The following is a 13,854-nucleotide window of genomic DNA, read 5'->3' on the forward strand; positions in this document are numbered from 1 at the left end:
TTCAGGATATGGCAGTTTTCTTAAATTCTACGACTGTAATTTAAGCTGTTTTTTGAAGATTTCCGGATTAGTTCAGGATAAACAAATCACTGGCAATACCATCGCTGAAAAACTTTCCTTTCCGGGTAGTCCGCAACACATGCTCCGATACTTCCAGTTTACCATTATCCAGGTATTGCTGTGCCTGCTGTAGCAGTGCTTTCTGGTAATCTTCGCCAAATTCGTTCCGGATCCTGTCCAGCGATACACCCCAGACGGTTCGCAGTCCGGTCATGATGTATTCGTTATAACGGTCGGTTTTGGAAAGGGTTTCCTCCTCACTTGGAAGGCTATCGTTTTCCAGTGATTTAAGATAAAGGCTGTTGTTCGCAATATTCCAGCTCCGGTGTACTCCGTCATAGCTGTGTGCCGATGGTCCGATACCGATATATTTTTTCCCCAGCCAATAGGCCGAGTTATTCCGGGAGAAATAGTTTTCTTTTCCAAAGTTGGAAAGTTCGTAGTGAATAAATCCGTTGGCTTCCAGCGCATCCACCAGCATTAAGAATTGCTCGTGTGCTACCTCATCGTCCGGTTGCGGGATAACACCCTGCGTGATAAATTTCTGCAAAGCCGTTTTCGGCTCGACCGTTAAAGCATAACTGGAAATATGCGGTATGTTCAGTTCCAAAGCGGTCCGGATATTTTCGAGCCACCGGTTATTGTCCATGCCCGGAGTTCCGTAAATCAGATCAATGGAAATATTATCAAAATACTGCCTTGCTATTTGCAGGCACTTTTTGGCTTCTGCCGCGTTATGCGCACGGTTCATCAGTTTCAGGTCTTCTTCAAAAAATGACTGGATCCCGATACTCAAACGGTTGATGTTATGCTGATGCAGTTCCACAATCCGCTTTTCGGATAAATCGTCCGGATTGGCTTCAACGGTAATTTCCGGATTATCGGCAACCTTGTAGTTTTGATAAACCGTATCGATTAACAGGCGAATGTCTTCAACCGCTAAGATGCTGGGTGTTCCGCCGCCAAAGTAGATCGTTTCAACGGTTTCCTGCTCAAATTCATGTTTACGCAGCCGGATTTCTTTGGCTAAAGCCAAAACCATCCCGTCTTTTTTCTTCAGTGACGTCGAAAAATGAAAATCGCAGTAATGACAAGCCTGCTTGCAAAATGGGATATGAATATAAATTCCTGCCAACGTGTGTGGTTTATTTTTTTACTCGGTCTTCGTTTTGTTTTACAAAGGCATCCCAGCCGGTATAGCTTTTACCGATGGTTATTTTACCGGAATTAAAGTAATGGCAAACTGCCGCGGCAAGTCCGTCTGTACTATCCAGGTTTTTAGGCAGTTCTTTCAGTCCTAACAATTGCTGCAGCATTTTGGCAACCTGCTCTTTGCTCGCATTACCATTTCCGGTAATGGCCATTTTTATTTTTTTGGGTTCATATTCCGTAATGGGGATCTGGCGCGACAAACCGGCCGCCATGGCGACACCCTGTGCTCTTCCCAATTTCAGCATAGACTGGACATTTTTCCCAAAGAAAGGTGCCTCAATCGCAATTTCATCGGGATGATGTGTTTCGATTAATTCAATGGTGCGCTCAAAAATGATTCTCAGTTTGGTATAATGGTCATCATATTTGGATAGCTGCAATTCGTTTAACTGCAAAAATTCCATTTTTTTATTGATGACTTTTATCAATCCGAAACCCATGATGGTCGTTCCCGGGTCAATTCCTAATATGATGCGTTCGTTTGCCAATTTTAATTTGTTATTTTGCAGCGATGATTTCTGTACCCCACAAAGCTAAACAATTCCTCGTTCTTGTAATCAAACTTTTGATTGTGGGAGGCGCTTTTTATTTTATTTACAACCAACTGATGCATAATGACCAGCTGGATTGGGAAAAATTCATAGCATTGGTAAAAAGCAAACAGTCTTTTGGCGCTTTTGCCTTTATTTTATTCCTGTCTTTCCTGAACCGGTTTTTAGAGATCCTGAAATGGCAGAATTTAGTGAGCGTTATTGCTAAAATTACGGTAGGAGCCGCTTCAAAACAGGTTTTGGGAGCGTTAACCGCAGCCATATTTACTCCAAATGGAATTGGCGAATATGCCGGGAAAGCTTTGTTTTTTGAAAAATCGCAAACGAAAAAAATTGTCTTCCTGAACCTGATCTGCAATGGCATTCAAATGGTGCTGACCGTTGTATTCGGAATTTTCGGGCTGCTTTATTTTAATACGGTCTATAATGTGATAACCTCACAAACCGTGCTGATACTGTTCGGACTGCTGTTATTGCTTTTCGGCATACTGTTCTCTGTTAAGAAAATTACGATTAAAGGTTATTCGATTGAAAAGCTGATTCATAAAATTAACGGAATCCCTAAAAAAGTACACCGGAAAAACATACTGCTGGCGGTAGCACGTTACCTGGTTTTTTCACATCAGTATTATTTTTTATTCCTTCTTTTTGATGTCGATTTATCCTATTTCCTGTTAATGGCAACCATAACAAGCGTTTATTTTCTGGCGTCTTCCCTGCCTACTTTCCAGTTCCTGGATTTTGCGGTAAAAGGCAGTGTAGCCGTCTATTTTTTCGGATTATTGGGTGTAAACGAATGGATTGTCGTTTTTATTAGTACTTTAATGTGGTTTTTAAATGTGGTGCTCCCTGTGATCATCGGCAGCTATTTTGTTTTAAATTTTAAATCGCAATGGAAATCCTGATCTTATTTTTCTGTCTGGTTTTTATAGACTATACTCTTTTTATCGGTTTGCTTGTTTATGGTTTTTCGAAAGTACAATCGTTTCAAAAAAAGGAGCTGCCTGTCCGGACTACATTTTCAATAGTGGTTCCTTTCCGGAATGAGGCCGGAAATTTACCGGATTTATTACATTCGCTAACGGCTTTAAATTATCCGAAAGCGCTGTTCGAAATTATTTTTGTCGATGATGCTTCCGAAGATGAATCGGTGCGCATTATCAACAACTGGCGTATGGAACATACGGCTTTTCACGTTACGATCCTGGATAACGTACGCACCACCAATGCGCCTAAAAAGGATGCGATCACCCGTGCTGTTTCCGTTACTAAAAAAGACTGGATCATTACTACCGATGCAGACTGTATGCTTCCCGCGGAATGGCTCAGTACTTTTGACAATTGCATTCAGCAAAATAATGCCGAACTGATAGCCGGTGCCGTTACCTTTCAGAAAAAATCCGGATTGCTGTCCCATTTCCAGCAAATGGATATCCTCAGCCTTCAGGGTGCTACTATTGGGAGTTTCGGATTGGACGAAGCGTTTATGTGCAACGGGGCTAATCTTGCCTATTCCAAAAAACTGTTTTACGATCTAAAAGGATTTGAAGGTAATACTGCCCTGGCAAGCGGCGATGATGTTTTTTTATTGCAAAAAGCTATCCGTGCCGTTCCTGAAAAAGTGTGTTATTTAAAATCGGAAGCAGCCATTGTTACAACCAAACCTTTACGAAGCTGGTGGGCATTATTTTTTCAGCGGGTACGCTGGGCTTCCAAGTCGGCGGCCTATCAGACCGATTTTCCAAAAGGACTTGCCTTAGTTGTTTTCCTGACCAATCTGTGCTTAGTACTTTCCTTATGGCTTGTTATCTGCCATTGGATGGACTGGCGCTATTTACTTGCTTTTTACCTGTTAAAGTTCACCGTCGATTTTATCCTGATGTTCCAGGCCAACCGGTTTCTTAAAATGGCTATGATTTCCGTGATTATCAGCAGTATTCTTTATCCTTTCTTTTGTGTAAAAGTAGCGCTCTATTCGCTGATAGGAAGGTATTCGTGGAAAGGGAGAACGTTTAAAGCGTAACGATTCTTTTTATTCCACATTAATGATCACCGGCAGTACAAATTGTGTTTTTACCGGGATGCCTCTTTTGATGGCAGGATTAATTTTAGGAAAGTCAACCAGACGGCTGTGCAGGATGCTGTCAATTTTTACTTTGTCGTAAGCAACACTGTCTTTGGGGAACTGCGGTTCAAATTTAATGCTGGCATCGGGAAATACGGTTACCTTTACTTCGATGGTATCGATTTCCGGATATAAAATGGAAAGTGTGTCTACATTCAGTTTTTCCTGAATTGTCTGGGTAAGGTATTCAAAAAAGCATTGCTTGCGCTGGGTTTCATCTGTAATTACTTCACAGGCATCAACCGTAGGAAAGGCATCTACTTTTTTCCAGTCTATCTTTTTAAGTTCTTTTTGCAGTAACTCTTCTTCCGACTGTACTTTCTTATCAAACAGCTGACAAGAGGTCACCGCAACAAGTAAAAAGAGTGATAGCAAATATTTTTTCATTATTTATTGTTCTTATGTCCGGAACTTTAACATCCTGTTGTTCCTTTCGTTGATTACATAAATGATAAATCGTAACTTTAAGTCGTCAAAAGTACTAAAAAAATTATGGAATACTTTTTATTGATAATCGGTTTTATTTGTATGCTTGTGGGCATATTGGGCAGTTTCCTTCCCATTTTACCCGGTCCGCCCATTAGCTGGGTCGGATTACTGCTGTTATACCTTACCAAAGGAATTCCTTTTAGCTACTGGATATTAGGCATTACGTTACTCATTGCCTTAGCGGTCGCTATTCTGGATTATATCATTCCAGCAAAAGGTACAAAAAAATTTGGCGGCAGTCAATACGGTATCTGGGGCACCAATATCGGTTTGATAGTGGGGCTGATCGCTCCTGTTCCATTCGGTTTTATCATTGGTCCTTTTGTAGGTGCCCTGGTCGGCGAGCTTATTTATGACAGCAAAGATCACCACCGGGCTGTAAAAGCGGCTACCGGTTCTTTTATCGGCTTCCTGGCTTCTACCTTTATCAAATTCCTGGTTTGTATGGTCTATTTAGCACTTTTTATCGTCACGGTATGGCAGTACCGTGCTATCTGGTTTTAGGTTCCCTGCTTTTTGTAGAAGGTAATCCCGATTCCGATCAGGATGATCAGACCGCCAATAACCATTTGAACCGTAATTTTTTCATCCAAAAGCAGCCACGCTAAAAAAGAGGTAAAGATCACCTGACTCAACAGGCTCAAGGAAACCCTGTTTGCTTCCATTTTTTGGGTGGCAAAACTAATGAGCGACCAGGCGATTAGCTGGCATAAAATTCCCTGAACAAACAATACCCCCCAAACGGTATTGGAAAAACCCTGAAACGGTTGGTCCAGCAACAGGCATATAATCCCCAGGAAAACACTGGAAACCGCCATACTGTACACCATAAAACTAATCGGTGCCATCTGGTTCAGTGCATATTTGCTCATCAGTATATAGGCGGCATAAAACAATCCTGAAAGCATCGCAAATCCAAATCCGATATCGAACGACAGGTTGTAAAACGTATCAAAACCTACCAGGATAACCATGCCGAGTATCGCAAAAAAGGCTCCTATCCAGAAATTGCGGGTGGGTTTATCCGGCATAAAAAGATACATCGCCAACCCAACCCAGACCGGAGCTAAATTTGCCAGTAAGGTTGCCTGTGTTGCGGTTGATTTCTGGATGGAAATATTCCATACCGCAATATCGGAACCGAAACAGATCCCGCACAATAAAATTACCCAAAGTGTTTTGGTATCGGGTTTTTCCAGTTTTTTACGGAGCAATACATACGGCAATGCCAATGCCGTAGCGATTGCCATTCTATAAAAAGCCGATGACAACCCTGAAACCGGAGTCCATTTTACTAAAATCGGGAAAATAGAGATACAGATTATACCTGTCAGTAAGGCAATGCGGGGATTTTTCATGACTCTCGGATTAAGGGCAAATATATCATTAATACCCCTATTTTAAAATGCTTTTGCTTTTATTGAGAATCCTCCGTTAAATACCCGGATACCCGTTTAATCGCATCCTGTTTCGCCGCTAATCTTTTACAATTCCTTAGTTTTTTATGATCTTTCGAATCAGTATCCCTTTATCGGTATAAATCCTGACAATATAAACAGCCGCCGGCAATGCCGTTATGTCTATCAGCGATGCCGGCTGAGGCGTCCACACCTTTTTACCGGTCGTATCATACACTTCTATTTTATTTACCGCAATATGCTCCGGCAATGCAATCCTGATTTTACCGCCGGACGGATTCGGGTATAGTTTTACGGCTACTAATTCCCGTTCGACAGCACTCAAAGTATTTGTCTGATTGATATATAATTTTGTAAGCGTCCCCAAGGGGCTGTTTTGCCCGGTTATCAGCACATCCATATCGGCATCATTATCCACATCGGCAAATTCAAAAGCACTATTGGACATGCCTATAAAAGGCATATCTGCCGCCGGGGTAAACCCCAGACTGCCATTATTCATATACAGGTCAGCCCGCATATTCGGATTCCGATACCCGGTAATCAGTACATCTTTAAAACCGTCATTATTCACATCGGCTAATTTCACACTGCCGTATTGCGCTCCGATAAAAGGGGTATCGGCTACCGGTGTAAAAGTACCGGTTCCGTCGTTTGTATAGAGTTTGGCGACTTTGGCATATACCGGATCGGCTCCCACCATCAGCAAATCAATATCGCCGTCATTATCGATATCGCCAAAAACTGCTCCTCCGGTAAAGATCGGTTCAATTCCGGGGTTGTTTACTTTGGTAAACGTTCCGGAACCTCCGTTTTTATACAATCCCATTTTTATCTGATAATCCGTATGGTCAATGCCGGACAGTAACAGGTCCTTATCGCCATCGTTGTCAATATCGGCCAGTGCAATTGCCGGATGGGCTATGTTTATCAGTCCGTTTATATTGGCATTTGCCAAAGCAAAACTTCCGGTTCCGTTATTCAGATACAGATTTGTGGTGCTGTTCCCGCCTTTGAATCCTGCTATAATCAAATCTTTATCGCCGTCGTTATCCACATCTTCAAACACCATGGCGCTATTGCTGAAAGCTTCTATTCCGTGATCCTGTATTTCGGTAAAAATCCCGGTTCCGTCATTGCTGTACAGTTTCGTTCTGTTACCATACGATCCGCTGGGCGAGGTTACTTCCGTAATTCCGGTGATCAGCAAATCCTGGTCACCATCATTATCAATATCGGCAAAAGCCGCAGCACCTTCCCGGATTACCAGCAGGTTCGGATTATTGGAAAGTGTAAAATTTCCGTGACCGTCATTAAAATACAAATTGGACCGGAGGTTATAACCACCATCCGCTCCGGCTACCAGGACATCGGCAAATCCATCGCCGTTGACATCTGCAAAGGCAACGGAACTGTACTGAACATTGATAACGGAAGGGGTTTCCTTAATAATGAATTCCTGAGCCTGCAGGGTATTGATTATAAAAGGGAATAACAGTAAATAGTATTTTTTTGCCATACGTCTGGTTTTCGGTCTTTGCGATTATCGTATAAAAATAATCATTTTAAAATACTAAAAAACAAAGCCTTAACTATTTCACAGAACAGTTTTTTATTCCGGAAAAAAGTAACGTATTGTTACTATTACAAACAACGGCTGTTGCTGCTACCCTTCATCGAAAGAAATGTTTATCTTTTTCCGGATCCTGTATATTCTGGCTTCTACAGAACGAACGGTAACATTTGTAATCAATGCTATTTCCTTTATCTGGAATCCGAGCCTCAAAAAGGCGCATACTTTCTGGTCTTCCAGATTTAAAGCCGGTATGGATGCCGTAATTTTTTCATAGAAATCGAAATGCAGCACCGAAAACTGAAATAAAAAGCTGTCGTCATTATTCTGGGCAAGCCTGATAACGTTTTCCAGGCAAACCGGCTCTATCTTTTTGGCTTTTTCAAGCAGTTCTTCTTTGCTTTTCAAGCGGTCTTTCTGTTTGTCTATTTCCTGTCTTTCTTCTTCTGCTCTTCTGTAAAACCGGACAACCCTTGCCAGCAGCAACACCGCCAGAACAATAAATGAAATGGTGCTGATAAGTGCTCCCTGACTATACTGCTGGAATTTCTGCGTGGTATTCCGCACCAGTTCTTTCGTTGGTTTTTCCAGGCCTTTCTTTTGGGATTGTTTTACAATACTGTTTTCGGAGATCAGTTTTTGAAAATGATAATCTGCTTTTTCCTTATCTCCCAGTTTGTCATAAATCTTAGACAGGTTGGAATGCATCGTCGACATTAACGCATTCCTCTGGAACTTATTGGCTATAGCCAGCGCATAATTGTACTGTACTATCGCTTCCTGCATATTGTCCCTTGCCAGTTCAAGATTGCCCATATTAAATGACGCCTGCAGCTGTGCTTTATCGCATTGTGTTATTTCGGCAAGCCGCACCGCATTTTCAATATAAATGGCCGCCGAATCATATTGCTTTCCGGCGATAAAACAGGCTCCGATATTGGCATTAACCAGCGAAAGGTTTCTTCTTTTGATGCGGTCATCCTTCATTTTGCTAAAAGCATAGGCACTTCGCCTGTAGTAAGCTTTTACCGAATCGGTGTTCTTTTTATTCTGGCTGAGACAATCAGCCATATCACTAAAAATATAGCCTTCCTGCCGGAAACGATCATTGCTCGCTTCCATTTTGCCGGCCGCTTTCAGGGCTTTTCCAAATTCTTCAAACGCTATATCAAAAAAACTGAGGGTTTCATAACATTGTCCTTTTAACCGGAAGGCTTCCGACAGTAATTCATTGTTCTTTATGCCCACAGCGTTCTTTTCGGCTTTATTTGCAAATTCCAGCGCAATATCATATTGCCCCATCGTCAGGTAACTCTCCCCTATCACCAATGCGCTTTTAATCATTCCTTCTTTATAGTCTATTTTTTCAGCATAGGTATAGCAGGTCTTGCCTTTCATCAGTACTTTGCCCGGTATACTGTCATGCATGTTCACCAAAGTGGTGAGCATACTGTCAATTTTCGCTTTCGAGTATTGTTGTGCTGTACATGTTATGGTTAATGACAATGCAAAAAAGCGGGCAAAGAAGATCTTCTTCATCATATTATAATCTTGAAATCCATTCATATAGCTCCTTATCTTGTGGTATGTTTAGTTTCTTTCGTATTCTGTATTTTTTCGATTCGACTGCCCGCAGCGTACTTTTGGTATATTCGGCAATCTCCGATGTTGTCAGATTCAGTTTTAGCATCGCGCAGAATTTTAGTTCATTGCCAATAATACCCGGGGATATTTCAATTATCCGCGGACAGAAATCGGGATATGTTTCTTTAAATTCAGAAAGAAACGCCGGATTTCCGGTAGCGACGAGCTGCAATAGTTTTTGGGTTCGGTTTCTGGAATGACTGCTTCCTTTTTTCAGTTGCCGGAGCAGTTCGCTTTGCCGTTGCAGGTAACGATTTATCGCTTCTTTTTCCTTTTGGGCTTTATGCCATTTCCTTCGGTACACTTTTGTATAGCGATACACCAGCACCATCAGCAAAAAGCTGATGCCAATAATTAAAAGTTGTTTTTCCAGTTTTAGCAGCGATTCACTGCATTCCTCTTCTACAAAAAGATTGAGCGATGTATTTATAGCTTTTTTGTAAAGGCCGTTCAGGCTGTCGTTTAGTACGATATATTGCGCTCTGTAATAGCGGGAACTGTCCGGAAGGCGCTGTGCTTCGTATGTTTTAAAAAGGCTGTAATACAAATCCTTTTTATAGAAAATCCTTCCGTTCGCATTACTCAGCAATAAGGCTTTTAAAAACTGCTTTTTTGCGGCTTCAAAGTTCCCTTTGCAATAGGATAAGGTTCCCAGGGAATAGTCCTGCTCAATCGTTAAATAGTCCAGGTGAAGCCGCTGTGATGCCGCAATTGACTCGTCCAGATAAAAACGGGCTTTATCCAGCCGGTTTCCCCGAATATGAAAAGCAGCCCAGTTCAGATAGGCAAAGGCCATACAGCGCTTTTTATGAACATCAGTCACATCCATACTGCTAAAACTGGCATCGCTTTTCTGCAAATAATCAGCGACCAGATCTTTCGATCCGCCATTATCGTCATGGTTGATCGCGATGTTGGCATAAATAAAGCCGAGGCTTCTGTATTTATTATTCTTGTCTTTGATTTTATTGGCAAAATAGAGCGCTTTATTTAAAAGGTTTTCTGCCTCTTTATAAAACCCCAGCCGTGCCAGGCTGATCCCTTTTAAGCGAAGTGCCTTGGACTTATAGTAACTATCGGAAGCCCGACAGTTTTTATCTGCCTTTACTGCATAAAAAAGTGCCTCACCATCATCTTTACTCCTTCTATAGCTTTCACTAATAAAAAGACTGCCAACAACAATTCCTTTTTTATACCCTAATCCGGCAGACAGTGTAATTCCTTTTAACGCTTCACGGATAGCCAGTTCCGGTGTTTCTTCCCCAATACTTACCGCATGCCGCAACAGGCTGTCAATTTTATTTCTCTTGTTCTGAGAAATCCCACTTGTAAATACGAACAGCAGGATGAAAAGCTGCGTTCTTTTCATAGCAATTAATATTTAATAGGTTTTTTTAGTAGTCACAATATGACTGTTCAGGATTGCAGGCAATCCAGTAATCATACCGGCATTTAGGGAAGATGTCGATATATCATTTTTATTATACCTCTCGTTTGAAAACGGAAGCTATAAATGACAAAAAAAGGGAAGGGTAAAAAATATAGTTATTCTTCAGGATGTTCTCCATCCGGAATGAATAATTCAAATCTGTTTAACAACCATTAAAATGCACATTTGTTAAAAAGACCGCTATATTATTCTCAACTGTTCAAAAATAAATTATTTTATCTGTTTTCAAAATTTTATTCTTTAAAATTTTAAGAAATAAAATACTGTTATCACAAAAAAAATACCATAGCAGATTTGAAAAATCGTTTTTTACCAAAAAATCACGCTTATTCCATACTATAGCTGCCTGGATAACTGGCAGATAGAGATTTATGTTGTTAAAAAATGCCAAGGGTGTCATACAGCATTATTCAATTCAACTGTTGTGATTTTTTCATTCAGGCAGATTATCAATTTTGTTTCGCCGGAATTCAGGTTCCTTGTTCATCAAGCAGTTTCTTGATGGCCTTGTTGAGACCGTTATACTCTTTTCGCAATAAATCTGCGGTTATACTGTTGCGGTCACCCCGCAAACATTGCCGAATATAATAGCCTGTAAACCCATATTTTTCAACGAGTTTATTAATTACAAGCGTGTTATACTTGTTTTGCTTATTTTTTTCCATATTTTTGTTTGTTGCTCCGTTTGTTTCGGAACACAAAACAAATATATAAACTTTATTCTAAAATTAAAACAATATTCTAAATATCCATGAACATTGTTTATAATTTTAACACCTTTTTCAGTTATGAAGCCAATAGAACGTGTCAAGGAAATAATCAAGTTTTACAACTTATCCATCAGTGCTTTTGAAAAAAGAACACAGATGTCAAACAACTCCATTCAGACTGCCATCAAAAGAGTCGCCAATTTGAAAGACGACACTTTAAACAACATTCTAAAAGCTTTCCCGGATATTTCTGCCGAATGGCTATTAACCGGAAAAGGGACCATGTTCCGAAAAGAAACACCTTATCAAAATACCAATCCGGATGATGTTGCCAGTGACAATCCAACCGGTAACAGCGAGAGCAAAAAACAGTATTATGACGGAATGTTTATCCGAAATGCCGAATTGATTCCGCTGGTTCCGGAAGAGGCTTTCGCAAGAATAAAATACCGCGGCATCATTTCCATGGATCATGAAATTGAGAAATACCACGTGCCTTTATTCAAGGGAGCGGAATTTCTGATCAGCATCAAAGGAAACGCCATGATTCCCAAATATAGCAATGGTGATTTGGTAGCCTGTAAAAGAGTGCCTCTTGATTCTTTCCTGCAATGGAATAATGTATATGTGCTGAGCACCACGCAAGGTTCCCTGATTAGAAGAGTCCGCGAAGGCAAAGACGACAACCACATTCTTATTGTTTCTGAGAATCCGGAATTTGAACCGTTCCAACTAAACAAAAGTGAACTAAACGCCATTGCCATAATTGTGGGTGTCATCCACAACGAATAATAAAAAGTCCAGATACCGGAAAGTATTTCCTAAAGTGTTATCCTGCAGATACTCACTTTACCGCTATGCTATTCCCTTATTTTAGCAGTATTATACGAATTCCTGTCTGACCTATTAAAGCGCACTAATATGGAACCATCACACAAAATACGCGTCTGTGTAGCCGGCGCAACCGGCTGGGCCGCTTCCGAATTATCAAAAGGCATTGCCGCCACAACCGATCTTGAGTTGGTTGCTGCCGTGGCCCGGAAAACCGCCGGAAAAAACCTGAATACGGTTCTGGGTTTTACATCCGAAAAAAATATCCCGATTTTCAGTACACTGGAAGAAGCCCTGCAAATCCCGTGTGACGTCCTGATCGATTATACCGCTCCGGAAATCGCCAGGCACCACATCCTCACCGCGCTTCACAAAGGAGTAGCTGTAGTGGTAGGCACTTCGGGTTTATCCGATGCCGATTATGACGAAATAGGCAGGCTCGCAACCGAAAAGCACCGACCGGTACTTGCCGTGGGCAATTTCGCAATCAGTGTTGTACTGCTAAACAAATTTGCAGAAATGGCCTCCCAATACATGCCGCACTGGGAAATTATCGATTATGCGAGCGATACCAAGGTTGATGCTCCAAGCGGAAGCGCCCTGGAACTTGCCAATCGTTTATCGAAACAACAAGCGGTCATTACGATTCCTACCGAAACCGTACAGGGTGAAAAAGCAACCCGCGGAGCCAATATAGGCGGAACGCAGGTACACGCTGTCAGGCTGCCGGGTTATGTTATTTCCCTGGAAACCATTTTCGGAATGGAGAGTGAAAAGCTGATCCTGAAGCACGAAGCCGGCGACAGTGCCAAACCTTATGTAAAAGGCGCCTTGTTAGCCATCCGGAAGGTAAACACCTTTACCGGGTTAAAAAGAGGTCTTGACCAGGTTATGGATTTTTAAATTTTAAACAGTCCCCAAAAAATAATGTCATTCAAACAAAAGTTTTCCCTGCCGCCCATACCGGCAGTCTTATTATCCATGCTGAGCATACAGATGGGCGCTTCACTTGCGAAACAGTTATTTCCTTCTTTGGGAATTGGCGGTACCGCAACCTTACGCGTGGGTATCTCGGCTATATTGCTCTATTTGTTTTTTAAACCCAATTTCCGGAAGTTCAGCCGCCGGCAATGGCTGGCCGGCCTTGCCTATGGCGCCTGTCTGGGTGCTATGAATCTGGTGTTTTATTTTGCCATCAAGCGAATCCCGTTAGGTTTAGGCGTTACACTCGAATTTATCGGTCCGCTGGTACTTGCTCTGTTAGGTTCCCGAAAGATCAGCGATCTTTTATGGGTGGCATTAGCCGGTTTAGGGATCTTCCTGATCGCCCCGCTTCATGGCAACCATATCGATTTATTCGGTATGTTTTTAGCGGTTCTGGCCGGAGCTTTCTGGGCGGGATATATTGTATTGGGCGGAAAAGTTTCAAAAATAATGGAAAAAGGAGAGGCGGTTACGATCGGTATGGTCTTCGCTACCCTGTTCATCATGCCGTTTGGCTTTTTTAGCGGCGATTTGCTGGCTCTAAACGGACACCTACTCCTTCTGGGCACCGCCGTGTCTTTATTGACCAGCGCAATCCCCTTTACACTCGACATGGGTGCTTTAAAACATTTACCAGCCAAGACATTCAGTATCCTGATGAGCCTGCATCCGGCTTTTGCCGCTCTTTCCGGGTTGTTATTCCTAAAAGAGCAGTTAAGCCTGCTGCAATGCCTTTCCATTGGCTGTGTGATCACAGCAAGTATAGGCGCCACCCTTTTTTCAAAAAAGTAACGATATTACGAATCA

Annotated in this window: 14 protein-coding genes; 6 read left to right on the forward strand and 8 right to left on the reverse strand. The window is 41.8% G+C overall.

The features are described 5' to 3' along the window. Nucleotides 1–67 precede the first annotated feature (67 nt). On the reverse strand, nucleotides 68–1,195 hold the full coding sequence (gene hemW, locus HW120_RS01610; RefSeq protein WP_177730139.1) for a radical SAM family heme chaperone HemW: 1,128 nt from the start codon (nucleotides 1,193–1,195) through the stop codon (nucleotides 68–70). 10 nt (nucleotides 1,196–1,205) lie between these two features. Next, nucleotides 1,206–1,760 carry a crossover junction endodeoxyribonuclease RuvC gene (gene ruvC / locus HW120_RS01615; RefSeq protein ID WP_177730140.1) on the reverse strand — a complete coding sequence of 185 codons (555 nt, stop codon included), beginning with the start codon at nucleotides 1,758–1,760 and terminating at the stop codon, nucleotides 1,206–1,208. A gap of 23 nt (nucleotides 1,761–1,783) precedes the next feature. On the opposite strand from ruvC, the gene HW120_RS01620 reads away from it, so the two are divergent. After that, nucleotides 1,784–2,728, forward strand: coding sequence for a lysylphosphatidylglycerol synthase domain-containing protein (locus tag HW120_RS01620; protein ID WP_177730141.1), 945 nt, complete (start codon nucleotides 1,784–1,786; stop codon nucleotides 2,726–2,728). Beyond that, nucleotides 2,716–3,846: a glycosyltransferase family 2 protein gene (locus tag HW120_RS01625; protein ID WP_177730142.1), complete on the forward strand. Its 1,131-nt coding sequence runs from the start codon at nucleotides 2,716–2,718 to the stop codon at nucleotides 3,844–3,846. The genes HW120_RS01620 and HW120_RS01625 overlap by 13 nt, the downstream gene beginning before the upstream one ends. A 9-nt stretch (nucleotides 3,847–3,855) precedes the next feature. Here the strand turns inward: HW120_RS01625 and HW120_RS01630 are convergent, their stop codons facing one another. Beyond that, a complete protein-coding gene (locus tag HW120_RS01630; protein WP_177730143.1) occupies nucleotides 3,856–4,335 on the reverse strand; it encodes a hypothetical protein in 480 nt (159 codons plus the stop codon). A gap of 105 nt (nucleotides 4,336–4,440) precedes the next feature. On the opposite strand from HW120_RS01630, the gene HW120_RS01635 reads away from it, so the two are divergent. Continuing rightward, complete coding sequence (locus HW120_RS01635; RefSeq protein ID WP_177730144.1) at nucleotides 4,441–4,941, forward strand: DUF456 domain-containing protein; 501 nt, start codon at nucleotides 4,441–4,443, stop codon at nucleotides 4,939–4,941. Here HW120_RS01635 and HW120_RS01640 read toward each other — a convergent pair. From HW120_RS01640 to HW120_RS01660, 5 genes are all read right to left on the reverse strand, one after another. Then, nucleotides 4,938–5,795: a DMT family transporter gene (locus HW120_RS01640; RefSeq protein ID WP_177730145.1), complete on the reverse strand. Its 858-nt coding sequence runs from the start codon at nucleotides 5,793–5,795 to the stop codon at nucleotides 4,938–4,940. The two genes, HW120_RS01635 and HW120_RS01640, sit on opposite strands and share 4 nt — an antisense overlap. Nucleotides 5,796–5,931: 136 nt before the next feature. Further along, entirely contained in the window at nucleotides 5,932–7,374 is a 1,443-nt protein-coding gene (locus tag HW120_RS01645; RefSeq protein WP_177730146.1) for a T9SS type A sorting domain-containing protein, read from the reverse strand. 147 nt (nucleotides 7,375–7,521) lie between these two features. Beyond that, nucleotides 7,522–8,994 carry an RNA polymerase sigma factor sigma-70 region 4 domain-containing protein gene (locus HW120_RS01650; RefSeq protein WP_177730147.1) on the reverse strand — a complete coding sequence of 491 codons (1,473 nt, stop codon included), beginning with the start codon at nucleotides 8,992–8,994 and terminating at the stop codon, nucleotides 7,522–7,524. Further along, the gene (locus HW120_RS01655) at nucleotides 8,972–10,441 is read right to left on the reverse strand and encodes a hypothetical protein (protein ID WP_177730148.1); all 1,470 of its coding nucleotides are present in this window, start codon (nucleotides 10,439–10,441) and stop codon (nucleotides 8,972–8,974) included. The genes HW120_RS01650 and HW120_RS01655 overlap by 23 nt, the downstream gene beginning before the upstream one ends. 551 nt (nucleotides 10,442–10,992) lie before the next feature. After that, complete coding sequence (locus tag HW120_RS01660; protein ID WP_177730150.1) at nucleotides 10,993–11,187, reverse strand: hypothetical protein; 195 nt, start codon at nucleotides 11,185–11,187, stop codon at nucleotides 10,993–10,995. A 123-nt stretch (nucleotides 11,188–11,310) separates the two neighbouring features. Between HW120_RS01660 and HW120_RS01665 the strand changes: the two genes are divergently transcribed. From HW120_RS01665 to HW120_RS01675, 3 genes are all read left to right on the forward strand, one after another. Then, the gene (locus tag HW120_RS01665; RefSeq protein ID WP_177730152.1) at nucleotides 11,311–12,024 is read left to right on the forward strand and encodes a S24 family peptidase; all 714 of its coding nucleotides are present in this window, start codon (nucleotides 11,311–11,313) and stop codon (nucleotides 12,022–12,024) included. A gap of 129 nt (nucleotides 12,025–12,153) precedes the next feature. After that, a complete protein-coding gene (gene dapB / locus HW120_RS01670) occupies nucleotides 12,154–12,966 on the forward strand; it encodes a 4-hydroxy-tetrahydrodipicolinate reductase (RefSeq protein WP_177730154.1) in 813 nt (270 codons plus the stop codon). A gap of 24 nt (nucleotides 12,967–12,990) precedes the next feature. Next, nucleotides 12,991–13,839, forward strand: coding sequence for an EamA family transporter (locus tag HW120_RS01675; protein ID WP_177730156.1), 849 nt, complete (start codon nucleotides 12,991–12,993; stop codon nucleotides 13,837–13,839). The last annotated feature ends 15 nt before the right edge of the window (nucleotides 13,840–13,854 follow it).

It is taken from the genome of Flavobacterium inviolabile (assembly GCF_013389455.1).
GTDB classification, from domain to species: domain Bacteria; phylum Bacteroidota; class Bacteroidia; order Flavobacteriales; family Flavobacteriaceae; genus Flavobacterium; species Flavobacterium inviolabile.